This window comes from Burkholderia sp. AU30198 (genome assembly GCF_020419825.1).
Lineage (GTDB): Bacteria > Pseudomonadota > Gammaproteobacteria > Burkholderiales > Burkholderiaceae > Burkholderia.
In genome coordinates this window covers 300,017-324,651 of record NZ_JAIZSA010000007.1, presented here as the reverse complement: position 1 = coordinate 324,651, position 24,635 = coordinate 300,017, and the positions used below count along the sequence as shown (strand labels likewise).

Here is a 24,635-nt window from a genome sequence, read left to right as displayed (position 1 = left end):
GCGCGTTTGACGTCGGGCGCCGGTTCGGCGCGACGACGCGCAGGCTTCACGCCATCCTCATCCTTCGTGCCGGCGCGGCGCGCATGACGCGCCGCCGCCCCCGCCACGGCGCCTTCGCACTCGCCTCCCACGCGCCCCGTTGCACGACCACTCCCCGAACCAACAGCCGCGACTCAGCGCATGACCGTCACACGCGCTCGATGCCAAGCCCGACACGCGTCGACCGCGCAGCCGCCTGCAGGTGCCGCGAACGCCGGTAGATGATCGCCATCAACGCCATCACCGCCGCGCCGGCATACAGCGACCCGCGCGTCGACGGATCGACGCCGAGCATCACGAACACGAACCCGACGAACACGAGACAGATCCACGACGTGACCGACGCGTACGGCATGCGGAACGCCACCGTCTCGCCGCGCGCGGCCAGCGCGCGCCGGAACCGCATGTGCGTCAGCACGATCATCGCCCAGATCACGGCCACGTCGAACGACAGGAACGACATCAGCCAGCCGAACACGCGCGCGGGAATCACGTAGTTCAGCACCACGCCGACCGACATGAACAGCACGGTCGCCCGCACCGCACGCGACGGCGACCCGCTTGCGCTCAGCGCCGCGAACGACGCGGGCGCGAGGCCGTTGCCGGCCATGCTCGACAGCATGCGCGCGCCGCTGAACACGATGCAGTTGAAGCTCGACAGCGCGGCCGTCACGACCACGAAGTTGACGATGCCGGCCGCCTGCCGCAGCCCGAGCGATTCGAACGTCGTCACGAACGGGCTGCCGTGCTCGCCGAGCTCGTGCCACGGATACAGCGCCATGATGATGAACAGCGCGCCGACATAGAAGATCAGGATGCGCCACAGCACCGAGTTGATCGCGCGCGGAATCATCTTCTGCGGCTCGCGCGCCTCGCCGGCGGTCAGGCCGATCATCTCGACGCCCGCGAACGAATACGCGACGATCGGCAGCGCGCTCACGACCCCGAGCACGCCGTGCGGGAACACGCCGCCGTGGCGCCACAGGTTCGACAGGCCGACCGGCACACCGCCATGGCCGATCCCCGTGAACACGATCAGCGCGCCGCCCGCGATCATCAGCACGATCGTCACGACCTTCACGATCGCGAACCAGAATTCCAGCTCGCCGTACACCTTCACGTTGAGCAGGTTGAATGCCGAGATCGCAGCAATCGCCGATACGACCCACAGCCACTGCGGCACGTCCGGAAACCAGAAGCCCATGTAGATGCCGATGGCGGTCGTCTCCGCGACGCCGACGCCGACCATCAGCAGCCAGTAGCTCCAGCCGACCACGTAGCCGGCGAACGGCCCGACGTATTCGAACGCATACGCGCCGAACGAGCCGGACACCGGCCGGTGCACGGCCATCTCGCCGAGCGCGCGCATGATCAGGAAGATCATCGCGCCGCCGATCAGGTAGGCGACGAGCGCGCCGGGCCCGGCCGCCTTGATCGCGGACGCCGAGCCGAGGAACAGGCCGACGCCGATGGCCATGCCGAGGGCCATGAACGAAATCTGGCGCGCGCCGAGTTCGCGCCGCATCGTGTGCTGTTGCATGTTGTCTCCAGTCGTTGGTCGTCGCGGCGAGCCGGATCGGCCGGCCGCTGGATGGAGCGGCCGGCGTCGTGTGCCGGCCGCCCTGCTGCAGCGCACGGTCGCCGGTTCAGCGGCCGTGCAGAAAGCGTTCGACGCGAAACGGCGCCGGGTCGACGAACGGCTGCGTGCCGGTCATCAGGTCGGCGACCAGCCGGCCGGTCACGGGGCCGAGCGTGAAGCCGTGATGCGCATGCCCGAACGCGAACCACAGATCGCGGTGGCGCGGCGCCGCGCCGATCACGGGCAGCATGTCGGGCGTGCACGGCCGGCGGCCGAGCCACGGCGCGCCGTCGACGCGCGCGCCGAGCGGAAACAGCTCGCGCGCGATCGGTTCGACGGCGGCGAGCTGGGTCGGCGTCGGCGGCGTATCGCGATAGCCGAGCTCGACGCCGGTCGTCAGGCGGATGCCGCGCGTCATCGGCGTGATCAGGAAGCCGCTGTCGGCATCGAGCACGGGCCGGTTCAGCCGCGCGCCCGGCTGCGCCGCGTAGTGCATGTGATAGCCGCGCTTGACCGCGAGCGGCAGCGTATAGCCGAGCCGTTCGCACAGCAGGTCCGACCAGGGCCCGAGCGCGACGACCGCCGCGCGCGCATCGACCGGGCCTTGCGCGGTGTCGACGCGCCAGCCGTTCGCGGCCGACAGCGTCAGCGCGTCGCCGGTCAGGATGCGGCCGCCGAGTTGCTCGAAGTGGCGCGCATAGGCCGTCACGAGCGCATTCGGATCGCTGATCGAATCGGAGCCCGTATAGCGCAGCGCACCGACCAGCGCGCGGCTCAGGTGCGGCTCCGAGTCGCGCAGCGCGGCCGCATCGAGTGCATCGAAGGTCACGCCGTATTCGGCACGCCAGCGCTCGGCGTCGCGCGTTTCGGCATCGCGCGTCGCGGCGGTGCGGAACACCTTCAGCCAGCCGCCTTCGCGCAGCAGCGCGCCGGCGCCGGCCGCGTCGATCAGCGCGCGATGCTCGGTCACGCAGTGTTCGATCAGTGGCGCATACGCGCGTGCGATCTCCGCATGGCGCGCCGGATGCGAGTTGCGCCAGTAGCGGTACAGGAACGGAATCAGTTTCGGCAGCGCGCCGACGTGATAGCGGACGTCGGGCGAGCGGTTGCACGCGTATTTCAGCAGCGTGCCGAAGCCGCGCGGAAATGCATACGGGTACACGCCTTCGCGCTGGATCAGCCCGGCATTGCCGAGCGACGTCTCGTTGCCGGGCGCCTTGCGGTCGACGAGCGCGACCGACAGGCCGCGCTGTTGCAGATGAACGGCAACGGATACGCCGATCATGCCGCCGCCCAGGACGAGCGTGTCGAATGTCATCGGGAATTCCTCGGGGCGGGCGGCGCCGGCGTCAGGCGAGCGCGGTCACGGCGATCTCGACGTCGAGACCGGGCTTCATCAGCAATGCCTGCACGCACGCGCGGGTCGGCGCGTGGCCGGCCGGCACCCAGGCGTCCCACACCGCATTGAACGCGTCGAAGTGCGCGGCGTCGCTGAGCCACACGTTGGCCGTCAATACGCGCGTCTTGTCGACGCCGGCCGATGCGAGCAGCGCGTCGATGCGCGTGAGGATTTCGGTCGCCTGCACGGCGATCGGCGCGCCGGCCGTATCGGGCACCTGCCCGGCCAGGTGGACGAAGCCGTTCGCGATCACGACCTGGCTCATGCGTGCGCCGGTCTGCAGACGTTTGATTTCACTGGACATGGATTGCACCTTCGCGGGCCCGGCCGTGACAGGCCGGGAAAATAAATGGCTGGGAAAACCGCTGCCGTGTGCGGAATCGTCGCGCACCCGCCGCACGGGCGAGCCGCGCCGATTCGCACACGTGTCGTTCACGCCGGCCGCACCGGCCCCGCGAGTTTCGCGTCGTCCGATGCTAGAGTGGCCGTCACGCCCACCATCGGCGATTTCGACGGAAATTATCATATATGAGAAAAATTATTCTCGTATACGATAAAACCCGTATTCACGTCACGCACGTCGCGCCCCGTATCCGCATGCCCAAATCCACCGCTCCCGTTCCGCCGCCCACCGACGCCGCACCGCAGCTCGACCACCAGACGGTCGGCGCGCGGCTGCGCGACGCACGCAAGTCGCGCGGCCTGACGCTCGCGCAACTGTCCGAGCGCTCCGGTATCGCGGTGTCGACGATTTCGAAGGCCGAGCGCGGCGACATCGCGCTCACCTACGACAAGTTCGCGGCGCTCACGCATGCGCTCGCGCTCGACTTCGACACGATGTTCTGCCGCCCCGCGCCCGCCGGCCCGATGACGCCGTCGTTCACGCCGGCCGGCCAGCAGATGGTCTACGACACGCCGAACTATGCGTACGGGATGCTCGCGAACGACCTGGCCGGCAAGCGGATGGTGCCCGTGCGCGGGCGGATCCATGCGCGCAAGCTGTCGGACTTCGCCGACTACATCCGGCACCGCGGCGAGGAGTTCGTGTTCGTGCTGAGCGGCGAGCTGGAGCTGCGCTTCGAGAACGGCCATGCGTACCGGCTCGGCGCCGGCGACAGCCTGTATTTCGACAGCGCGGTCGGGCACGTGTACCTGAGCCTCGGCGACACCGATGCCGAGGTGCTCGCGTGCTGTGTCGACGGCGATGCAAGGCGGCCGCACGACGCGATCTGAAGACTGCCGCGCGGCGCCCGACGCCTGACGCGGTCGGGATGCGCAATGCATCGAACGCCGCCACGCGGCACCCGGATTCCTATTACGATAAGGACGATGCATCCCGCGGCCGCAACGGCCCGCGCCGGCATGCACGACCCTCAACCGGAACGCCCCGATGACAATCACGACCCGCCTGCTCGACGCGGCCGACGCCGCCCGTTTCCAGACCGTTCGCCTGCGTGCGATCGACACCGCGCCCACTTCTTTCCTGCCGACGCTCGACGAAGAATCGCAGGTGCCCGTCGACGAATTCGCGACGCGCATCACGCCGACCCGCGAACGCGCCGTGTTCGGCGCGTTCGACGGCGATACGCTCGTCGGCATCACCGGCGTGCGCCGCGATGCGCGCGTGAAGATTTCGCACAAGGCGACCATCTGGGGCGTGTTCGTCGAGCCCGCGTATCGCGGGCAAGGTATCGCGCAGACACTGCTCGAAAGCGCGACCGCGCACGCGGCGCAGGCTTGGCAGTGCAAGCAGCTGATGCTGTGCGTGAACGAGGTCAACGCAACCGCGGAGCGGCTGTATGCGTCGCAAGGGTTCGTCCGGTTCGGCACGGAACCGCGCTCGATGTACGTCGATGGGCGGTTCTACGACGAGCATCACATGGTCAAGACACTGGCGTAGCGCGCCGCTGCTGCGAACGCGAAGCGCCAGGCACCATCAGGCAAGCTGCTGCTCACCTGCATCACGCGCCGGCACTCCCGTCATTCGCAGCGACGGCGGCGCACCATGGACCGGCGCCGAACACACGTCGAACGCAACAATCCGAATGTGAGCACCCACTAACTTTCCATGCAATACGACAGCGGCAAGGCGTACCGCTGTCGGTTTATGCGCAAAAACTTTAATTACAACAAATCGGCCGGCCAAATCCTGACCGGTCTGCCGCCACCACCCGGCCGCCCGGGACCGCATCGTCCCCCACCGACGCGAAAATTGGATCGATCGGAAACATGAGCCGGGCTTTCCTGCTTCACGCACGTCACCGTGCGCATCATTCAATCGCCGCGCCCGAGCACCTGCGTCCGCCTCGGTAATTCCGCCTCTATTCAGCCCCCCGCGCTCCGCGCTATCGTCTTCGCCATCTTCACAGCCCAGGAGCTGCCTTTGCCTTCCCGTCACGGAGTCGACCTCATCCGCGCCCGCGCGCTGTTCGACCGCGAGCGCCGCGCATTCACCGAAGCCATGCCGGTCTCCCGCGCACTGTCCGCGGAAGCATCCGAGCACTTGCTGTTCGGCGTGCCGTTGCACTGGATGCAGGACTGGTCGACGCCGTTCTCGCTGTATGTGAAGGAAGCGCGCGGCGCGACGTTCACCGACGCCGACGGCCACCGCTACGCCGACTTCTGCCTCGGCGACACCGGTGCGATGTTCGGCCATGCGCCCGAACCCGTCGCGCGGGCACTCATCGAGCAGGCCACGCGCGGCTACACGACGATGCTGCCGAGCGAGGATGCCGCGTGGGTGTCGCGCGAACTCGCGCGCCGTTTCCGGCTGCCGGTCTGGCAATTCGCGCTGAGCGCGAGCGACGCGAACCGCTTCGTGCTGCGCTGGGCGCGCGCGGCCACCGGCCGCAACACGATCGTCGTGTTCAACGGCTGCTATCACGGCACGGTCGATGACGTATTCGTCGACCTCGTCGACGGTCGCCCCGTGCAGCGCGACAGCCTGCTCGGGCAGTCCTACGACCTGCTCGCGAACACGCGCGTCGTCGAATTCAACGATCTCGCCGCGCTCGAAGCCGCGCTGAAGCACGGCGACGTCGCCTGCGTGCTCGCGGAACCGGCGATGACGAACATCGGGATGGTGCTGCCCGATCCGGGCTTCTGGGAAGCGGCGCGCGAACTGACGCGCCGCTACGGCACGCTGCTCGTGATCGACGAGACGCACACGATCAGCAGCGGCCCGGGCGGTTACGCCGTCGCGCACGATCTCGAGCCGGACATGCTGGTGGTCGGCAAGCCGATCGCGGGCGGGGTGCCGTGCGCGGTGTACGGATTCAGCGCCGAATTCGCGGAACGCGCGAAGCAGGCGAAGCTGAACGCGCCGCCCGGCCACTCGGGCATCGGCACGACGCTCACCGCGAACATGCTCGCGATGCATGCGATGCGCGCGACGCTGGCCGAAGTCGCGACCGACTCGGCCTACGCGCACATGTTCGAACTCGCCGCGCGGCTCGCCGGCGGTCTCGAACAGGCGATCGCGAAACACGGGCTGCCGTGGTGCGTGACGCGCATCGGCGCGCGCACCGAGTTCCAGTTCGCACCCACGCCGCCGCGCAACGGCACGATCGCCGGCAAGCAGCTCGACAGCGAACTCGAGCACATCGTGCACCTGTACCTGCTGAATCGCGGCGTGCTGATCACGCCGTTCCACAACATGATGCTCGTGTGTCCGCAAACGACGGCCGACGATGTCGATCGCCTCGTCGCGCAGTTCGACGCGTGTCTGGGGGAGCTGGTCTGACGCAGTGACACTCGCGGTCGGATACACATCGCGCGAGTGCGGCCACGGTGCGTTGCCTGCGGTGTCGCTTGACAGTGAAACGGCTCGCCGAATGGCGAGCCGTTTCCCGTCGTGTGCGAATCGCGCGGCAACGCACTACGCCACCCGCAACGCCCGCCGCGCCACTTCCGCAAAATACCGCGCCCCCACCGGCAGGATCTCGTCGTTGAAGTCGTAGCCCGCGTTGTGCAGCGGCACGCCGCCGCGATCGGCCGACTCACCGTTGCCGATGAACACGAAGTTGCCGGGCACGGCCTGCAGGAACGCGCCGAAATCCTCCGAGATCATCATCGGCTGCACGTCGGCGTTCACCGACTCCGCGCCCGCGACCTGCGCCGCGGCCTGCACGGCCGTGTCGACCCATTCCGGCGAATTCACCGTCGGCGCGAACTCGTGCGTGTAGTCGAACATGCAGGTCGCGCCGTGCGTGCGGCAGATCCCTTCGCTGATCGCGCGCATCCGCGTGGCCAGCAGCGCCTGCACGTCGCGCGAATAGCTGCGCGTGTCGCCCTTGATCGTCACCGTCGACGGCAGCACGTTGCGCAGCCCGTCGGTGATGAACTCCGTGCACGAGATCACGGCCTGCTGGCCCGGATCGAGATTGCGCGACACGATCGTCTGCAGCGCGAGCACGACCTGCGCGCCGATCACGATCGGATCGATACCCATGTGCGGACGCGCCGCGTGCGTGCCGCGCCCGTCGATCCGGATCACGAAGTTGTCCTCGCTCGCCATGATGCCGCCCGCGCGCGTCGAGAACGTGCCCGCGCGCATCCCCGGCATGTTGTGCGCGCCGAAGATCGCGTCGACCGGAAAGCGCTCGAACAGCCCGTCGGCCATCATCGCCTTCGCGCCGCGGCCATGCTCCTCGGCCGGCTGGAAAATGAAACGCACCGTGCCGTCGAAATCCTTGCGCTCGGCCAGCAACTGCGCGGCGCCGAGCACCATCGACATGTGGCCGTCGTGCCCGCACGCATGCATCTTGCCGGGCGTGCACGATGCGTATTCGCGGCCCGGCGCGTGCTCGGCGATATTCAGCGCGTCCATGTCCGCGCGGATACCGATCGCGCGCTTGCCGGTGCCGGCCGTCAGGTTCGCGACGAGCCCCGTGCCGCCGATCCCGCGATGCACGTCGAGCCCGAGCGTCGTCAGGATGCGCGCGACGTAGTCCGACGTGTTCACCTCTTCGAAACCCGTCTCCGGATGCTGGTGCAGATGGCGGCGCCAGGTCTTCAATTGCCCCTGCAGCGTGCTTTCTTCGATTGCGTCCATGGCGTTTGCCTCGTCAGTCGTGGTCGGTCGGGATCGGTCGGGATGTCGTTCAGGCCGCGACCGACGCGCGGTCCAGCCAGTCGCGCTGCCGCGCGAGCACTGCGTCGGCCGTCTCGCCGACGCACTGCCGGTACACGGACGGCGCCGTCGCGCCTTCCGTATTGATCGCCAGCACGCGCGAATGCGCGTCGAGCCCCACCTGCCGCGCGAGCACGGGGTCGCGCATCAGCACCTCCAGCCCCGCGACGCCAGCCGCCCCCGATTCGCCGGCCACGAGCGGCACGTCGCGCTCGCTGCCGGCCGCGAGGCCGCGCATCGCCTGCACCGCGTCTTCGTCATCGATCAGCATGAAGTAGTCGACGCACATCTCGAGGAAATCCCACGCAAGCGGCGACGCCTCGCCGCACGCGAGCCCCGCCATCACCGAATCGACGCTGCCGGTCGCCTTGGTCGCGCGACCGGCCAGTGCACTCTGGTACAGGCAGTCGGCCTGGCGCGGCTCGACCACGATGAAGTGCGGCCGCTGCACGCCGTCGCGCTCCCACAGATAACTCGCGACGCCCGCGGCGAGGCCGCCCACGCCGCCCTGCAGCAGCACATGCGTGAACGGCCGCCCGTCGTCCTGCGCCGCCTGCGCGGCGGCCTCGGCCGCGATCACGCCATAGCCCTGCATCACGTCGCGCGGAATCGCTTCGTAGCCGTCGTACGACGTATCCGACACGACATACCAGCCGTTCGCCTGCGCGAGCTGCGCCGCGCAGATGACCGACTCGTCGTAGTTCCCCTCGATGCGCACGATCCGCGCGCCGTACGCCGAGATCGCGCGTTCGCGCTCGGCCTCGACGTTCGCGTGCAGCACGATCACGCACCCGCAGCCGATCGCACGCGCGGCGGCGGCGAGCGCACGGCCGTGATTGCCGTCGGTTGCGCTGATCACCGTCAGGTCGGCCAGCTCCGCCGCGTAGCGGCCGGTGACGAGCCCTTGCGGATCGAGATCCTGCGTGCGGCGCAGGCGCTTCACGAGCCGCACCAGCGCGATCGGCGCGCCGAGCGCCTTGAAGCTGCCGAGCGGCGAGCGGCACGACTCGTCCTTCACGCTGACGCTCGCGACGCCGAGCCGCGCGGCGAGATCCGGCAACGTGCGCAGCGGCGTGCGCGCGTTGCCGACGAGCGGCCAGTGCGACAGCCACGCGCCGCTTTCGTCGGCCGATGCGATGTTCATCACGCGGCGCAGCGCGTGGGGATAGGCGGCGCGCGATGCGCGGGGGTTGGCGATCAGCATGGCGGGCAGCACTCCGTGAGTCGGTTCGGGTCGGGCGCGCACGGGTTGCACGCGCCGCCGGTTCGAAAAATAATATTGCGCAGTCGGGTCAATAAATTCGCCAATTCGGCGGCCGTCACGCAAAAATTTCTCATTCTTTCGAGGCTTCACGCGCCATCATGACCACCCCACTCGATGCGTTTGATCGCAAGCTGCTGATGGAAATCCAGCGCGACGCGCAAACGCCGCAAAGCGAACTCGGCGCGCGCGTCAACCTGTCGACCGCGGCCGTGAACCGGCGCCTGAAGCGTCTCGCGGACGACGGCGTGATCGAGCGCTACACGGCCATCGTCGCGCCGGACAAGGTCGATCATCCGCTGACGATCGTCGTCAACGTCGAGGTCGAAAGCGAGCAGATCGACCAGCTCGACGCAATGAAGCGCTCCTTCGAGCGCTGCCCGCAGATCCAGCAGTGCTACTACGTGACGGGGGAATGGGATTTCGTGCTGATCCTGGCCGTGCGCAACATGGATCAGTACAACGCGCTCACGCGCGAGCTGTTCTTCGCGAACAACAACGTGAAGCGGTTCAAGACGCTGGTGAGCATGAGCCGCGTGAAGGTCGGGCTCGAGGTGCCGGTCGAACCGGGCGAGTGAGTGAGCGTTTGCACACATGAGGCGACCGGCGCGCGATAGCGCACCAGCCACCTCCCATCGACGGCTACGTCAGCGGCAACTGAAGCTCGCCGCCGAATTCACGTCGCCCGCCCCGTTGTAGCGCGCCACCTGCGGATACGGGCACAGCGGCCGCGTACGCCCGGCGCCCCACGAGGTGGGCACATCCGCGTTCGGCACCGCGTTCGTCGCATCGCGCGCGGTGGCCACCACCGCACCGGGCGCCTGCCCCTGCTCGACCCACGCGACGAGCGGCGTCAGCAGGTCGAACTGGTCGGCCGCCGGCCCGCCCGAGCAGTGGTTCATCCCCGGCACCGGATAGAAGCGCGCGAAATCCGACGCATCGCCGCCGTTCGCCTGCGCGACCCGCGTGTACCAGTCGCGCGTGTCGTCGAACGAAAACACCGGGTCGCCCGTGCCGTGATAGACGAGCAGCTTCGCGCCGCGCGCCTTCAGCGCGGACAGGTTGGTCTCGTCGGGCGGCGTCATGAACGACCACGCGGATTGCGTGTACACGCCGTTGGTCGCGAAGATCGCCGGCGCGTCGTTGTCCATGTCGAAGCCCAGCGCGAAACCGGGCAGGTTCGCGAGCGTCGCGGCGGTTTTCGGCGGCGTCATGAACGTGAACGCCATCGCGGCCGGGTCGAGCGTGATCGAATTCGACTGCTTCCACGCGGCCCAGCCGCTGCCGGCGATGCCCGGATCGTACGGAAAGCCCGCGTACAGCGCCGTGCCTGCGCTGTTGCGCGCACCCGTGAACACGTTCTCGAGCGCGGTCTTCTGCGCGGTCGTCAGGCAGGCGCCCGTGCGCGTACCGTTCGCGCAGGTCGGGATGTCCGCATCGACGCTGAAGTGCGCCTGGCACGCGGCGACGTCCTGCACCATCCCGTCGGCCGTGCCGTCGAGCGCATCGCATTTCTCGAGGATCTTCGCGCCGACGAACTGCCGCTCCGCATCGGTGAAGCCGCTGCGGATATCCGGCAGCCCGTTCGATCCGGTCGCCGATGCGATCTTCGCGAACTGCTGCGCACCGTACATTTCGCCGATCGCCGCCTTCGGCAGATGAAAGCCCGGATCGCCCGCGATGATGCCGTCGTAGTCGGCCGGGTTGCGCACCGCCGTGACCATCGCGTGACGGCCGCCGTTCGAGCAGCCATCGAAATAGCTGCGGTCGGGCGCCTTGCCGTATGCGAGCCGGATCACCTGCTTCGCCATCGGCGTCAGCGCATCGACCGCGCCGTAGCCGTAGTCGATGCGCGCCTGCGGATCGATGCCGAACAACGGATTCTGCGCGGCGCTGTGCCCCGAATCCGAGCTGATCACCGCGAAGCCCTGGTTCAGCGCGTCGGTCAGCGGCCCGCCGCCGCCGATCTCGCCCGTCGCCGTCACGACGTTGCCGTCGAGCCCGCCGTTCGCCTGGTAGAAGAAGCGGCCGTTCCACGCCTTCGGCAAGCGCATTTCGAAACCGATCGCGTAAGTCTTGCCATCGACCGCGCTCACGCGCTCGTTCATCTTCCCTTCGATCACGCAGTGCTCGGCGATCGGCTTGCCGGCCACCGTGAGCGCGCCGGCGGCTGCGGTCGTCACCGACGTGAACGACGTGTTCGCATACGCCAGCTTCGCGGCGAGCGCGTCGCAGGTCTGCGCCATCGCGGCCGGTGTCGCGGCGCTCAGGTGCGTCGGCACGGAATTCACCGAGTCGTCGCCGCCGCAACCGGCGAGGATCGCGGCGGCGAGCGGTGCAATGTAGAGGAATCCGGATTGTCTGTTCAAGATATCTCCCGTTCGTCAGGCTGCCGGATCAGAACATGTGCCGCACGCCGACCATCGCGCCGAGCTGCCCCATCCCTTCGCCGGGTGTCGTACCGGCCCCGCCGCCGCTGACCGCGTAGCGCGCATGCGCGCTGTTCCACAGATACGACGATTGCGCGTAGACCGCCGTGCGCTTCGTCAGCAGATAGGTCGCGCGCAGCGTGGCCATCGTCGCGCGCGTGTCGTGCGCGCTGTTGACGATCCGGTAGCCTTCGCCGTCGACGACGAAATCCGGCTTCACCGCATACGATGCGCCGACGAAGAACAGGTCCGAATGCGCGCCCGGCGCCGCCGGCGAACCGGTCGACACGCGCCGCCCGATCCAGCCAGCGCCGATCCGCGCGCCGGCCGCCTGCGCATACGCGCTCACGTGCGTGCGCGCGTCCTTGCCGCCGCTGCTGGTGAAAGCGACCGGCGCGATGCCGTCGAAGAAGTTCGCGGCCGCGCCGGTGCCCCCGCGCTGTTCCTCGTACGAGGCTGCCGCACCGAAATACGCGCTGTCGTACTTGAGCATCACCGACCAGTTGCGACACTGGACGGCGTCGCCCGGCACTTGCCCCGCGCACGTGCCCTGCCCCGGCGAGTTGCCGGTGCCCGCGCCGTCGCGGCCGAACGAATACGCGGCGCCGAGCGTCACGCCGCGGTACGTGCCGATATAGGTCACCGCGTTGTCGGCGCGACCGTTCGGCACGTACGCGTCGAACGAGCCGAGCCCGTAGATGTCGGGACCGATGATGTCCGCGCCCTGCAGCGCGAGATAGGTCATCGTGTACTGGCGGCCGAACGCGAGCGTGCCGTAGCCGCCCTTCAGCCCGACGAACGCCTGCCGCCCGAACAGCCGGCCGCCCTGGCCGAGATCGCCGCCGCGCACGTTGAAGCCGCTTTCGAGCGTGAACACCGCCTGGTAGCCGCCGCCGAGATCCTCGGCACCGCGCAGCCCCCAGCGCGACGGCAGCTCGCCCGTCACGCCCGGCATGCGCACGACGTGGTCGCCAGCCGCGTTCGCGTGCGACACGAATTCGACACCCGTGTCGATGATCCCGTACAGCGTCACGCTCGACTGCGCGTGCGCGACCGGCGCGGCGAGTGCGCAGCACGCGCCGGCGGCCAGCAGGCCGTTCCTTGTCTTCGTTTTCATTTCGTTGCGTCTCCAGACCTTGAGTAAGCGCGCTCTGACGGCGTGCATTGATAAAAACGAAACCTCAGTCACCGGCTTGCGGGCGGCGAATCAGCAGCAGCGCGGCGACGGCCGCGACGAGCGTGACGGGGATGCTCGCGCCGATCACGACGGGCGCGCTGCGGCCGGCGGCCAGCAGCGTCGCGGCCGCGAGCGGCCCGACGACGGAGCCGAGCCGGCCGACGGCCACCGCCGCGCCGACACCCGTGCCGCGCATCGCGGTCGGGTAGTAGATCGCCGCGAGCGCATACAGCACCGACTGGCCGCCGACCACGAACATCCCGGCCGCGAACGCGGCGGCCGCGAGCGACGCGAAGCCGGGCGCGGCCGCCAGTGCGGTGAGCGACAGCACGATCCCGACGTACATGCCGCCGACCACGTGCGACGCGCGCATCCGGTCGAGCGCCGCGCCGATGCCGAGCGCACCGAGCCCCGCGCCGACGTTGAACGCAATCTGCACGAGGCCGACGTGCTCGCGATCGAGCCCGCGCGCGGCCATCAGCGACGGCAGCCAGTTCAGCAGGAAGTACAGGACGATCAGCGTGCAGAAGTAGCTGACCCACAGCGCGACCGTCGACGTCGTGCGGCCGTCGCCGAACAGCGTGCGCGCGACGCTGGTGCGCGCGGCCGGCGTGCCGGCGACGTCGAGATACGCGCGCGACTCCGGCAGGAACCACGCCAGCAGCGGCACGAGCAGCAGCGGCCCCACGCCGCCGACGTAGAAGATGTGCCGCCATTCGGTGTCGCCGGCAAGCAGCACGCCGATCAGCGACGCGATCACGCCGCCGAACGGGATGCCGCAGTACATCGTCGCCACCGCGCTGCTGCGCGAGCGCGGCTCGACCGCTTCGGACGACAGCGCGATCAGGTTCGGCATCGCGCCGCCAAGACCGATACCGGTCAGCACGCGCACGACGACGAGCATCGCGAAGGTCGATACCTGCGCGGTGGCGATCGACAGCAGCCCGAACAGCGCGGCCGACACGATCAGCACGCGCTTGCGTCCGATCCGGTCGGCGAGCCGCCCGCCCAGCATCGCGCCCGGCAGCAGCCCGAAGGTGCCCGCGCTGAACGCGATACCCATCAGCGACACGCTCAGCCCGAATTCGCGCGCCATGCGCGGCGCGGCGACGCCGACCGACTGCAGATCGAGCCCCTCGAGGAGGGCGATCGCGAAACACAGCGCGAGCGTGGTCGCGACCGTGGGTTTTTCGGCAACGTAAGTGTTCATCCTGTCTCCAGTCCCATGTCTTGTAGTCGGTCGGCCCGGTAACGGCCGCCGCGCGCCGTCGCCGGCCAGTGGCGAAGCGGCGCGCAAGGTGTCGTCTGAACGGCCGCCATTATCAGGCAGCCTGATTCACTGGCCGCAAGAATGCCTGCCGGTATCGTGGCCGGCCGGTCGTTGTGCCTGCTTGCTTCGGGGTACTTCCGGTTACGCGTACATCACGTCGGGATCGCGCCGCGCCGGGTCGTACAGCGCGTCGATCGTCGCCGCGCGATGCTGCTGCACGGCCGCCTGGTTGAGCGAACCCTTGTCGGTCACTTCGCCGAGATCGAGCGACGGCGGCGTGTCGATCAGCCGGATGCGCGCGACGAACGTCGAACCGCCGCTCGCATGCCGGTTCAGCGCGATGAGCCATTGCTCGAACACCGCGCGCACGGCAGGCGCGCGCAGCACGTCGATCACGGCGGCATCGGCGGCGAGTCCCGCCAACGCACGGCACGCGTCGACGCGCGGAAACACCAGCAGCCCGATGTCGTCGCGATTGATCCCGGTGACGACCACGTCCTGCACGTACGGCGCGCCGCTCGACACCGCGTTCGCGCGCAGCGGCCCGACGCTGACGAAGGTGCCGCTGCTCAGCTTGAAATCCTCGGTCAGCCGCCCGTCGAACAACAGCCCGAGCTCCGGCCGCTCCGGATCGACAAAGACTCCCGCGTCGCCGCTGCGGTAATACCCTTCGTCGTCGAACACGTCGCGCGGATCGACGTCCGCGTGCCAGTAGCCGCGCATCACGTTCGCCCCCTTGAAACGCAGTTCGAGCTTGCCGCCGCACGGCACGAGCTTCGCGTCGCAGCCGGGCGCCGGCAGCCCGATATAGCCGGCCCGCATCAGCGGCCCCGTCGTGAACAGGCACGACGGCGACGCCTCCGTCATCCCGAGGCCGGCCATGATCCGGATCCGCTCGCCGCAATGCGCCTCGGTCACGCGGTCGAGACGGTCCCACGCGGCCTGCGACAGCCCCGCGCCGCCGAAGAAATACAGCTTCACGCGCGAGAGGAACGTGTCGCGCAGCACGGCATCGCGTTCGAGCGCAGCCGTCAGTTCTTCCCAGCCTTTCGGCACGTTGAAGTAGATCGTCGGCGCGATCTCGCGCAGGTTGCGCACGGTTTCGTCGAAGCGACCCGGCACCGGACGGCCATCGTCGATATAAAGCGTGCCGCCGTTGTACAGCGCGATGCCGAGGTTGTGACTGCCGCCGAACGTGTGATTCCACGGCAGCCAGTCGACCAGCACCGGCGGTTCGCGCGTCAGTTCGGGCATCGTCTGGCGCAGCATCTGCTGGTTGCTGCACAGCATCCGGTGCGTGGTCGGCACGGCCTTCGGCTGCTTCGTCGAGCCGGACGTGAACAGGATCTTCGCGAGATGATCGGGGCCGACCGCCGCGTGGATCGCGTCGATCGTGCGCGGGACGGTGGCGAGCAGGCGCGAGAGCGGCACCGCGCGGCCCTCGGCATCGGCATCGTGCGCGACGATCAGGGCCGCATCGGCCGGCAACACGGCGTCGAGCGCACGCGCAAACGGCGCGCGCTCGGCGACGAATACGGCGCCCGGCCGCAGCACGCCGAGCGTGTGACGCAGCTTGCCGTAGTCGGTCGACACCAGCGAATACGCAGGCGAGATCGGCGAGTACGGCACGCCGGCCAGCATCGCGGCGAACATCAGTTGCAGATGCTCGAGATCGTTGCCGGACAGCACCGCGAGCGGACGCTCGACCGACAGCCCGAGATCGACGAGGCCCTGGCCGAGCGCACGGGCGCGTTCGAGCATCTGCGCGTAGGTGATCTCGATCCAGCGACCATCGTCGCCGCGCTTCGCGGCCAGCACGCGATCGGGATGCGCTTGCGCGCCGCGCACGAGGCAGTCGGTCAGACGCGTCGGGTAGTCGCCGAGCGGTTCGCGCGAGCGCAGGTACCACGCGCCGTTTTCCGCGCGGCGAATCTCGGCCGCGCCTATTGCGACGGCCGCCGCGCGATAGCGCACGCCGTCCGTGTCGTTCACCGGCCCGCCGGCGAGCGTCGCATCATTCATCGTCGGTTCGCTCATATGGGGTAGTGACGCGGCGTGGTCTGCACGGTGATCCAGCGCAGCTCGGTGAATTCGGCGATCGACGCGCGGCTGCCGAAGCGGCCATAGCCGCTCGCCTTCGTGCCGCCGAACGGCATCTGCGCCTCGTCGTGTACGGTCGGCCCGTTGATGTGGCAGATCCCCGATTCGATCCGACGCGCGACCGCCATCGCACGCGCGACGTCGCGGCTGAACACGCTCGACGACAGCCCGAACTCGCTGTCGTTCGCGAGCGCGACTGCTTCGTCGTCGCTGTCCGCTCGCAGGATCGCGACGACCGGCGCGAACGATTCCTCGCGATACAGGCGCATGTCGCGCGTCACACCGTCGACGATCACCGGCTGCATCGTCGCGCCTTCAACACGGCAACCGAGCGGCAGCCGCGCACCGTGCTCACGCGCATCCTCGACGAGCGACGCCGCACGCGCGGCGGCACCCGCATCGACCATCGTGCCGAGCGGATGGCCGGCCAGCGGATCGCCCGCGACCAGCGTGCGCGCCTTCGCGGCGAGGCGCTCGACGAGCGCATCGGCAATCGGCCGCGCGACGATCGCGCGCTCGGTCGACATGCAGATCTGCCCCTGGTTGAAGAACGCGCCGAACGCGATCGCGTCGACGGCCGCGTCGAGATCGGCATCGTCCAGCACGAGCACGGGCGCCTTGCCGCCGAGTTCGAGGAGCACCGGTTTCAGGTGAGCCGCTGCGTGGCGCGCGATGATGCGCCCGACATGCGTCGACCCGGTGAAGTTGATGCGCTTCACGTGCGGATGCGCGATCAGCCGCTCGACGAGTTCGGGTGCGTCGGCCGCCGCATGCGTAATCACGTTGACGACACCCGCGCCGAGCCCCGCTTCGTCCAGCACCGCGCCGATCAGCGCGTGCACGCCGGGACACGCTTCGGATGCCTTCAGCACGACCGTGTTGCCGCATGCGAGCGGCATCGCCAGCGCTCGCGTGCCGAGGATCACCGGCGCATTCCACGGTGCGATGCCGAGCACGACGCCGCACGGCACGCGCATCGCGAGCGCGAGATTGCCGGGCACGTCGGACGGGATCACGTCCCCCGCGATCTGCGTCGTCATCGACGCGGCCTCGCGCAGCATGTTCGCCGCAAGCGTCACGTTGAAGCCGATCCAGCCGGGCGTCGCGCCGGTTTCGGCCACGCCGGTCGCGATGAACGCGTCGATCCGCGCGTCCATCAGGTCGGCCGCCTTCAGCAGCAGCCGGCGGCGCTCGGTCGGCGCCAGTGCCGACCACGCGGGAAACGCGCGGTGCGCAGCGTCGATCGCCGCGTCGGCGTCGGCGAGGCCGGCCGCCGGCGCGCGTGACGCCAGCGCGCCGGTCGCGGGATTGAATCGGTCGAAGGTGCGCCCGTCGCGAGCGACGCACCACTCGCCGGCGATCAGCATCCGTCTGTCGGTCATGTTGTCTCCTGCCATGCGTGTCTCTCGTCGGTTGCGTCAGCGCTTGTAGGCCTGCAGGCCCGGCTTGATCGTCTTGTCGTCGAGGAACTGCTTCAACCCCTGTTCGCGGCCGTGTTCCGGATCGCGCAGTTGCGCCTGGTCAAGCTTCGCGTACAGGTAATCCTCGCACTGCTCCCACGTGAGTTCGCGCGAGCGCTTGAAGCCGTGCTTCGCCGCGCGCAGCACGACCGGGTTCTTGTCCATCAGTCGCGCGGCGAGCGCGATCGTTGCGTCGCGCAGCCCGGCGAGCGGCACGCTGCTGTTCACGAGGCCCATCTCGGCGGCTTCCACGCCGGTGAACGTGTCGCCGGTCATGATGTAGTGCAGCGCGCGGCGGTGCCCGACCGTATCGGCCATCGCCTTGCTGACGAGGTTGCCGGGCGGGATGCCCCAGTTGATCTCCGACAGCCCGAACACGGCTTCGTCGGCCGCGATCGCGAGGTCGCACGCGACGAGCGGCGAGAACCCGCCGCCGAAGCACCAGCCGTTCACCATCGCGATCGTCGGCTTGTTGTACATCCGCAGGCGGCGCCACTGCCATTCCGATGCGTCGCGGCGCACTTTTTCCTGCATCGCGTCGGAGCCGCCGTCGATCTCGCGGAAGTATTCCTTCAGGTCCATGCCGGCCGTCCACGCGGCGCCCGCGCCGGTGAGGACGAGCACCTTCGCTTCGTCGTCGAATTCGACTGCGTCGAGTACCTGCAGCATCTCCTGGTTGAGCGTCGGGCTCATCGCATTGCGCTTGTCCGGACGGTTCAGCGTAACCCACGCGATGCCAGCCTCCACCTTCACTTCAACGGTCTGCCAGCGGTTGTCGTACTTGCTCATATCGTTTCCTGTCGTTCGTTCCTGTGCGATTCGGTGCGCAGCATCCCTGCTGCGGACGGCTTCATTTAATATCAGGCTACCTGATATTGCAAGCGGCACGAGCGCCGGTGTAAACCCGGATCGGAAAGCGGTGGAAACGACGGAATCGGGGAACGGTCAGGCGACCGGCAACGCGAACGCGGGCCGCACGGGCCCGCGGGATGAAGGTTCGTTCCGGAAGGCGGTCAGCCGCGCAGGTTGCGCGAGAACAGTTCGAGCGCGCGCTGCACGTCCGCGGCGGTGTCGGCGGAGACATCGCCGAGCATGCGCGTCTCGAGCGGGCGCAGCACGGCTTCACATTCACGCAGCATCGCCGCGCCTTCGTCGGTCAGCGTCAGCAGGATGATGCGGCCGTGCGACGGGTCGGCTTCACGCGTGACGAAACCGCGCGCAGCCATCACGCTCATCACTTCGTTCGCCGATTGCGGCGTGATCCACGAGCGCTCGGCCAGTTGCGCGTTCGACGACGCGCCGCGCGCCTCGAGCACCGACAGCGCCGTGTATTGCGCGAGCGTGATGCCAAGCGGGGCGAGCGCGTCGGTCATGTGGCGGCGCAGCAGCCGGTCGAGACCGCCGATCACGTAGGTCAGGCGCTGCTGCACGCGCGCCTTCGGCTTGTCGCCCGTCGCGCGGGTGACGTTCTTCGTGGCGTTTTTCGGGTTCGCGGGTTTGGTCGGTGCGGAACTCATGGTGCGGGCAGGATGGAATTGCGGGCCATCTTACCAGCACGTCGGGTGTCGAATCGCATAGGCGCGACATCAGTCTCGACACGGGTCAAATTCACAATGAGCTCATATAAGTACGAAAACATCAGTCGATCTACTAATTAAAATATTGAAAATTATCAAACCTCATCTTGAAAATTGTGCGGCGCTTTGATGCGAGGTAAAAGAGCGACTCAATTCCTCGAAGGTGTCATCGATGAAGAACGCACAAGGCCTCGAAATGGTTCGACTTGGAGACGCTACCGATCATGGCGGCACCGTCATCGAGGCTGGCCGTGATCTGAAACATCATGGCATCGGTGTGGCGCTTGATGGCCACGGCGTTCATTGTCCGAAATGCGGCGGCATTTTTCCGTTGCTGGCGAGTGGCCCGCGTACGCATCACGGCCGGCGCGTGGGTTATTACGGCGACAAGACCGGGTGCGGCGCGACCGTCATTGGTCAGCGAACGGCGGGGGCAGAGTAAATGGCGCTTTTTGCTCAGGCTCGCACGCTGTCACTTGCGGGTGCGTCGCTGCCGACCTATGGGATGGACCGGCTACCGGTATTCATTCCGGTACGCCTACAAGGCACAGAAACCATCGGCCGCCTCGACGAATGCCGCTACCTCGTCACGCTGCGCACCGACGATGCCTATGCGGTTTCGCCGAGCCGCACTGCCGATCTCGATCTGGACAAGATGGTCGGCACGGAAGTCACCGTGTCGATCCAACTCGAGGGCAAAGGTTGGTTCATTCCGGGGCTGGCGGGTGCCGCCGGACTTGGCAATATCGGCGCGGGTACGCGTGAAATCACAGGATTGGTCGAAACAGCACGGCTCGCCGGTCAGGATCGCAAGGCGATCCTGTACGAACTGGAACTGCGGCCGTGGCTCTATCGCGCGACCCTGACGCAGGATTGCCGCCTGTTTCAGGATATGACCGTCGTCGAAATCACCGACGCGGTGCTTTCGAAATATCCGTACCCCATCGACAAGCGGCTGGGCGCCTTTCGGGGCGTCTATCCGAAACGCGACGTACAGCGACAGGCGTTTGAATCGGACTGGGCGTTCCTGCAACGCCTCTGGGAAGAATGGGGCATCTGGTGGTGGTTCGAACATGATGACGGCCATCACCGTCTGGTCTTGTGCGACACGATGGGCGGACACCAACCGCACGGGGAGGCCTACGAGACGCTCCGCTATCTGCCGCCCGGCGGCCAGCGCATCGACGAGGAACACATTCACACGCTGTCCGTGACCAGTCGATTGACGGCAGGGTCCGCGAGCGTCACGGATTACGACTACACGCGGCCACGCGCGAGGCTGGGCGTTACCGTAGAAGACCCTCGTCCGACGGCCAGCTCCGATGGCGAGATTTACGACTGGGGAGACTACAGTCAGCCGCTCGCCGGCGCGCAAGGGCTGACGGGCGAGCCGAACGATACGGAGTGGGAGGCGCGGCACTTCGCGCGTGTGCGGCTTGAGGCGCAGCGTTGTGCCGGGCGACGGGCGAACGGCAAAGGGGGTCTGCGCGCCCTCACGGTCGGCCACACCTTTACGCTCATCGGCCATCCGCAGCAGGCGGCGAATCGCGAGTACGTGGTTGTGTCCTGCACGCTCGATATCGAGGAAGTCGCAGGGCGAGCCGGCAGCGCGCAGACCTATCGCGCCGAAGCGCAATTCGAACTGTTACCGACGAACGAGCCGTTCCGGCTCGAGCGCAGCGTACGCAAGCCCATTATGGGCGGCCCCGAGAAAGCGATTGTCGTCGGCCCCGCCGGGCAGGAAATCTGGACGGACCAATACGGTCGGGTAAAAGTACAGTTCCAATGGGACCGGCAAGGCCTGCACGACGAGAATTCGGGCATCTGGCTGCGTGTGCTGTCGCCTTGGCAAGGCGTGGACATGGGCGCGACGCTCATCCCGCGTATCGGTCATGAGGTGGCGGTGTCGCATTACTACGGCGACCCGGATTTGCCGGTGATCATCGGAAGCGCCGTCAACGCGTTCCGCCAGCCTGCACTAGACCAACCGCACAACCACGCGGTGTCGGTCATTCGTGGTCGGGAGCTCCATGGCACGGCATCCGGCCATCTGGCGATCGACGATACGCGGGAGCAAATCCAGACGCAGCTTGCGAGCGATGCAGGGATGTCGCAGCTGAGTCTCGGCCATATCCGGCGCATTACCCGAAAGAAGGGGCGCGCCGATGCGCGTGGCATAGGGTTCGATCTTCGCACCGACGATTGGGGCGTCGTTCGGGCGCTGAAGGGCTTATTCGTGCTGGCGGATGGTCAACCGGGCGGCCCGGGTCATGCGAAGGACGCCAAGGAGGCTATCGGTCGGCTCACGCGGGCGCGTGAACTACAAGAAGGCCTCGCGGGTCTGGCGCAACGGCATCAGGTGCAACAGCCCCACGCGGATCAGAGCGATGTGACCAAGTCGATCAAGGCACGCAACGATGCGATTCGAGGAACACCGTCCGGCGCAGCAGACGATTTCCCGGAATTGACGGAGGCGGACATCGTACTGGCCGGACCAGCCGGGTTCAGCCTGGCGGCCGAGCGTAGCGCTCATATTACGAGCGGCGAGGATGTCGCCATAACGAGCGGCCGGCATGTCGGGCTTGCCGTGGGGCGTTCGCTGTTCGCGAGCGTGTCGAATGCGTTCTCGTTGTTCGTGCACAAGGCCGGCATGGCGCTCGTCGCGGCAGCCGGAAAAGTGCGGATCGAAGCGCAGACCGACGGTGTTGACCTCACCGCAAGGAAGACCATCAACATCACGAGTACGACCGACAGCATCCACCTGCATGCGGCAGAGGAAATCGTGCTGCACGCAGGAAGTACGGAGGTTCGCATCAGCGAACGGGGGTATGTCGTAAAGACGGCCGGCGAGCATACGATCCACGCAGGCAGCCATCAGACCGACGCTGCGCAGGTGCGACCGATGCGCCTGCCGGTCACATCCGAGCATCCAGGGCAGTATGCCGCGCACTTTGTGCTGCTGGAACACGACAGCGGGTTTGCTCTGCCGAACCAGCCGTACCGGGTCACGCTCGACAACGGCCGCGTGATCGAGGGGGTGAGCAACGAGTTCGGCGAAACGGAAGTAGTGACGAGCCACGACATCGCGTTCGGCACGGTGGAAATGCTGGCGGCGAGCGACCCTGACAAGGTGATTGCGGTGAACCGGGCCGCCGTCGTGCGAGACAACACGACACCTTACACCGCCCGAGCACCGAACGCCGACAAGCGCACCACAAAGATCAAGGGCAAGAAGGTCAGCACACCGGAGCAGGGAGCCACGTCTGAGAGTCACCCAGCAATGTTCGCGACATGCGATCCGCTCAACTTCGGGTTGCGTTTCCATCGCTTCGTCGACGGGGCGAAACATGGCGACACGCCCCCGGACATGCCGGTGCGCCGAGATGTCGAGTATCCGGTGACGAAGGCCTATACGGCGGCGACCAAGAAGGCACTCAATGGGATCGAGTGGGGCAAGTTCAATACGTTGAGTGGCGAAGTACCGGGCGATCTAAAGGAAAGCATCGTGCTTGCAGTTGGCAATATATTGAATATCTCTCTTGCTGCGGGGCCATTTGGATTACCTGGAGATTCGTTAACCGATTCGACCAGATCCAATGGCGCCGCTCCCAAGATCGATATTGTTAATGCAAAGAAAGGTCAGTCCCGATACAACACGCGCCCTGATGTCAGTGCATCGTTTTCCACATTAAAGTGGACGATAGTCATTCAAGAGGCGGAAATCGCGAAGGTCATCGCAGCGACGAAAAATGATGCTCTTTTGGATGGTGCACTGAAGGCACTCGCCGACACGCTTTATCACGAAGCGCGACATTGCCAACAAACATTTTGGATGATTGCGCTATTTCGGCAACATGCAGCCGACTATGCAGCATTCTCACATGCAATGCAGGTGTATGAAGATAGTGTGCTAAAAAGTGTCTCCAAATTGGCCGATAAAGTCAAAATTCCCGATGATGCTCGCGTTGCCACGGGTCTTCATCGCATGTTGGTTTTTCACTACTACTGGATGATTTCTTACATGCAAAATCAGACAGGCGGAGCCTATGTGAAGCCCGATGTACCAATTGCACAGGCCGAAGTGTGCAAGCTTTTGCGAGTGTCGCCAGAAACGGCGGCCAGGATGGTGAGTTTCGAAGAGGGATACCGGAGCCAGTTACATGAAGAAGATGCGTATGCTTGCGCGGAAGTGGTGCAAGCCTATTGGGATCGTCCTGATCGCGCTTTTGTGCGTAACCCCGGCACATGCACAGGAGACTACGATGCTTCACTTGAAGCCATTGGGAGAGGAATTTGAAATGCAGACGACCGACGAAGAGCAGCGCGTCGTGCTGCGGACTATCCTTAAAACAGCAATGGCGATCCTGCGTGACGATGCGTCATACGACCCCGAATATACTGTCTTCGGAACAAACTACACAACGTGGACGCATCCTCCTGCAAAAGGGTTTCTTTATAAATACGCAAATCGTGCGCTGCGCGGGACGAAGATTGAATTTTCCACTGGCGACGATCCGGAGGATTACAGCGATAATCGAAATAAGGTGAAAATCGTCCCGATCGGGGTAAGAATTGTCCTTGACGCAAGGGTTGCTAGCTTGCCGGACACAGAAATCAAATTGCTTCTCGAGCTAGAGAACTATTGGATTGATTCTCACGAGAATCGCCGATATGGGAATGAAATAAGAGGGCGCACTCCCAATGCTCCCAATTTGCAGCCCTTTCGCTACCGCTCGAAAGATATTCCGGGGAGTAAATTTCCTATCGATGTCGAGCTTTTTTATATCAATCCGCCGGATGGATCATTTCCAGCGATACTAGACGAAGTCAGAATAAGCCGTGTTTACGAAATCTTGACGCCGGAGGAACGCAGGCAACGCCGCCTTGAACAGCGGCATGCCAAGCGCCAGAAATACGGTGAAATGAACCTGTGCACGGGCATGCTATGTCCTGAGACAGGGTTGTGGGAGGGATTCACCACGATTTCCAGCTCGGACCAGTTGGTCGTCTACAAGGGGCGAAAATTTCCAACGGTCCGTACGTTGACACCTCGGGAAGAACACGAACAGCGGCGGGTTACGGATCATGTGGCGGGTCGGTGGATGTGGTTGAGAGAACCACACGACCATCCGGCATGGTGGATGCAAGACGACCCGGAATATGTTCAGACGTGAACCGGCAAGACGGGGGCAATCAGTAATTCCGCGTTCAGG

At 66.6% G+C, this 24,635-nt stretch carries 19 protein-coding genes; 7 read left to right on the top strand and 12 right to left on the bottom strand.

The window, feature by feature from the left end; translation table 11 throughout:
* Positions 1-187 precede the first annotated feature (187 nt).
* From LGN19_RS18085 to LGN19_RS18075, 3 genes are all read right to left on the bottom strand, one after another.
* The gene (locus LGN19_RS18085) at positions 188-1,579 is read right to left on the bottom strand and encodes an amino acid permease (RefSeq protein WP_226216404.1); all 1,392 of its coding nucleotides are present in this window, start codon (positions 1,577-1,579) and stop codon (positions 188-190) included.
* A gap of 106 nt (positions 1,580-1,685) precedes the next feature.
* On the bottom strand, positions 1,686-2,936 hold the full coding sequence (locus LGN19_RS18080; RefSeq protein WP_226216402.1) for an NAD(P)/FAD-dependent oxidoreductase: 1,251 nt from the start codon (positions 2,934-2,936) through the stop codon (positions 1,686-1,688).
* Positions 2,937-2,967: 31 nt separating this feature from the next.
* On the bottom strand, positions 2,968-3,321 hold the full coding sequence (locus tag LGN19_RS18075) for a RidA family protein (protein ID WP_043186509.1): 354 nt from the start codon (positions 3,319-3,321) through the stop codon (positions 2,968-2,970).
* 293 nt (positions 3,322-3,614) lie between these two features.
* Here LGN19_RS18075 and LGN19_RS18070 point away from each other — a divergent pair, with 293 nt between their 5' ends.
* From LGN19_RS18070 to LGN19_RS18060, 3 genes are all read left to right on the top strand, one after another.
* Entirely contained in the window at positions 3,615-4,250 is a 636-nt protein-coding gene (locus tag LGN19_RS18070) for a helix-turn-helix domain-containing protein (RefSeq protein WP_226216400.1), read from the top strand.
* A gap of 157 nt (positions 4,251-4,407) precedes the next feature.
* On the top strand, positions 4,408-4,917 hold the full coding sequence (locus LGN19_RS18065) for a GNAT family N-acetyltransferase (RefSeq protein ID WP_122948323.1): 510 nt from the start codon (positions 4,408-4,410) through the stop codon (positions 4,915-4,917).
* Positions 4,918-5,400: 483 nt separating this feature from the next.
* The gene (locus LGN19_RS18060; protein ID WP_226216398.1) at positions 5,401-6,759 is read left to right on the top strand and encodes an aspartate aminotransferase family protein; all 1,359 of its coding nucleotides are present in this window, start codon (positions 5,401-5,403) and stop codon (positions 6,757-6,759) included.
* A 135-nt stretch (positions 6,760-6,894) separates the two neighbouring features.
* On the opposite strand, the gene LGN19_RS18055 is transcribed toward LGN19_RS18060, so the two are convergent.
* Positions 6,895-8,070: a M20 aminoacylase family protein gene (locus LGN19_RS18055; RefSeq protein WP_226216396.1), complete on the bottom strand. Its 1,176-nt coding sequence runs from the start codon at positions 8,068-8,070 to the stop codon at positions 6,895-6,897.
* A gap of 49 nt (positions 8,071-8,119) precedes the next feature.
* Positions 8,120-9,352, bottom strand: a complete 1,233-nt coding sequence (locus tag LGN19_RS18050) for a diaminopropionate ammonia-lyase (RefSeq protein WP_226216394.1) — start codon at positions 9,350-9,352, stop codon at positions 8,120-8,122.
* A gap of 158 nt (positions 9,353-9,510) precedes the next feature.
* Here LGN19_RS18050 and LGN19_RS18045 point away from each other — a divergent pair, with 158 nt between their 5' ends.
* Positions 9,511-9,987, top strand: coding sequence for an Lrp/AsnC family transcriptional regulator (locus tag LGN19_RS18045; RefSeq protein ID WP_122948327.1), 477 nt, complete (start codon positions 9,511-9,513; stop codon positions 9,985-9,987).
* A 69-nt stretch (positions 9,988-10,056) separates the two neighbouring features.
* On the opposite strand, the gene LGN19_RS18040 is transcribed toward LGN19_RS18045, so the two are convergent.
* The 7 genes from LGN19_RS18040 to LGN19_RS18010 all read right to left on the bottom strand — a co-directional run bounded on the left by LGN19_RS18040 (position 10,057) and on the right by LGN19_RS18010 (position 19,362).
* Complete coding sequence (locus tag LGN19_RS18040; RefSeq protein ID WP_226216392.1) at positions 10,057-11,778, bottom strand: tannase/feruloyl esterase family alpha/beta hydrolase; 1,722 nt, start codon at positions 11,776-11,778, stop codon at positions 10,057-10,059.
* 28 nt (positions 11,779-11,806) lie between these two features.
* Positions 11,807-12,955: a porin gene (locus LGN19_RS18035; protein WP_226216390.1), complete on the bottom strand. Its 1,149-nt coding sequence runs from the start codon at positions 12,953-12,955 to the stop codon at positions 11,807-11,809.
* A gap of 64 nt (positions 12,956-13,019) precedes the next feature.
* A complete protein-coding gene (gene mhpT / locus LGN19_RS18030; RefSeq protein ID WP_226216388.1) occupies positions 13,020-14,225 on the bottom strand; it encodes a 3-(3-hydroxy-phenyl)propionate transporter MhpT in 1,206 nt (401 codons plus the stop codon).
* A 201-nt stretch (positions 14,226-14,426) separates the two neighbouring features.
* Positions 14,427-16,322, bottom strand: coding sequence for a feruloyl-CoA synthase (locus tag LGN19_RS18025; protein WP_226216386.1), 1,896 nt, complete (start codon positions 16,320-16,322; stop codon positions 14,427-14,429).
* A complete protein-coding gene (locus LGN19_RS18020) occupies positions 16,319-17,767 on the bottom strand; it encodes an aldehyde dehydrogenase (RefSeq protein ID WP_226216384.1) in 1,449 nt (482 codons plus the stop codon). The genes LGN19_RS18025 and LGN19_RS18020 overlap by 4 nt, the downstream gene beginning before the upstream one ends.
* Before the next feature lie 36 nt (positions 17,768-17,803).
* On the bottom strand, positions 17,804-18,634 hold the full coding sequence (locus LGN19_RS18015; RefSeq protein ID WP_174957923.1) for a p-hydroxycinnamoyl CoA hydratase/lyase: 831 nt from the start codon (positions 18,632-18,634) through the stop codon (positions 17,804-17,806).
* 224 nt (positions 18,635-18,858) lie between these two features.
* Positions 18,859-19,362, bottom strand: a complete 504-nt coding sequence (locus tag LGN19_RS18010; protein ID WP_226216382.1) for a MarR family winged helix-turn-helix transcriptional regulator — start codon at positions 19,360-19,362, stop codon at positions 18,859-18,861.
* Positions 19,363-19,594: 232 nt separating this feature from the next.
* On the opposite strand from LGN19_RS18010, the gene LGN19_RS18005 reads away from it, so the two are divergent.
* From LGN19_RS18005 to LGN19_RS17995, 3 genes are read left to right on the top strand one after another with little or no spacing between them, the layout of a single operon-like run.
* Positions 19,595-19,864: a PAAR domain-containing protein gene (locus tag LGN19_RS18005; RefSeq protein ID WP_226216380.1), complete on the top strand. Its 270-nt coding sequence runs from the start codon at positions 19,595-19,597 to the stop codon at positions 19,862-19,864.
* Positions 19,865-23,719: a type VI secretion system Vgr family protein gene (locus LGN19_RS18000; protein WP_226216378.1), complete on the top strand. Its 3,855-nt coding sequence runs from the start codon at positions 19,865-19,867 to the stop codon at positions 23,717-23,719. It abuts the gene before it with no gap.
* Positions 23,685-24,596, top strand: coding sequence for a hypothetical protein (locus LGN19_RS17995; RefSeq protein ID WP_413227215.1), 912 nt, complete (start codon positions 23,685-23,687; stop codon positions 24,594-24,596). Before LGN19_RS18000 ends, LGN19_RS17995 begins: the two co-directional genes overlap by 35 nt.
* The last annotated feature ends 39 nt before the right edge of the window (positions 24,597-24,635 follow it).

Excerpts from the sequence above, each read along its gene's own strand:
- LGN19_RS18055 (WP_226216396.1), bottom strand. The coding sequence starts at position 8,070 with ATGGACGCAATCGAAGAAAGCACGCTGCAGGGGCAATTGAAGACCTGG.
- LGN19_RS18010 (WP_226216382.1), bottom strand. The coding sequence starts at position 19,362 with ATGAGTTCCGCACCGACCAAACCCGCGAACCCGAAAAACGCCACGAAG.
- LGN19_RS18075 (WP_043186509.1), bottom strand. The coding sequence starts at position 3,321 with ATGTCCAGTGAAATCAAACGTCTGCAGACCGGCGCACGCATGAGCCAG.
- LGN19_RS18025 (WP_226216386.1), bottom strand. The coding sequence starts at position 16,322 with ATGAGCGAACCGACGATGAATGATGCGACGCTCGCCGGCGGGCCGGTG.
- LGN19_RS18080 (WP_226216402.1), bottom strand. The coding sequence starts at position 2,936 with ATGACATTCGACACGCTCGTCCTGGGCGGCGGCATGATCGGCGTATCC.
- LGN19_RS17995 (WP_413227215.1), top strand. The coding sequence starts at position 23,685 with ATGCTTCACTTGAAGCCATTGGGAGAGGAATTTGAAATGCAGACGACC.
- LGN19_RS18015 (WP_174957923.1), bottom strand. The coding sequence starts at position 18,634 with ATGAGCAAGTACGACAACCGCTGGCAGACCGTTGAAGTGAAGGTGGAG.
- LGN19_RS18035 (WP_226216390.1), bottom strand. The coding sequence starts at position 12,955 with ATGAAAACGAAGACAAGGAACGGCCTGCTGGCCGCCGGCGCGTGCTGC.
- LGN19_RS18020 (WP_226216384.1), bottom strand. The coding sequence starts at position 17,767 with ATGACCGACAGACGGATGCTGATCGCCGGCGAGTGGTGCGTCGCTCGC.
- mhpT (WP_226216388.1), bottom strand. The coding sequence starts at position 14,225 with ATGAACACTTACGTTGCCGAAAAACCCACGGTCGCGACCACGCTCGCG.
- LGN19_RS18045 (WP_122948327.1), top strand. The coding sequence starts at position 9,511 with ATGACCACCCCACTCGATGCGTTTGATCGCAAGCTGCTGATGGAAATC.
- LGN19_RS18065 (WP_122948323.1), top strand. The coding sequence starts at position 4,408 with ATGACAATCACGACCCGCCTGCTCGACGCGGCCGACGCCGCCCGTTTC.
- LGN19_RS18050 (WP_226216394.1), bottom strand. The coding sequence starts at position 9,352 with ATGCTGATCGCCAACCCCCGCGCATCGCGCGCCGCCTATCCCCACGCG.
- LGN19_RS18070 (WP_226216400.1), top strand. The coding sequence starts at position 3,615 with ATGCCCAAATCCACCGCTCCCGTTCCGCCGCCCACCGACGCCGCACCG.
- LGN19_RS18000 (WP_226216378.1), top strand. The coding sequence starts at position 19,865 with ATGGCGCTTTTTGCTCAGGCTCGCACGCTGTCACTTGCGGGTGCGTCG.
- LGN19_RS18005 (WP_226216380.1), top strand. The coding sequence starts at position 19,595 with ATGAAGAACGCACAAGGCCTCGAAATGGTTCGACTTGGAGACGCTACC.
- LGN19_RS18085 (WP_226216404.1), bottom strand. The coding sequence starts at position 1,579 with ATGCAACAGCACACGATGCGGCGCGAACTCGGCGCGCGCCAGATTTCG.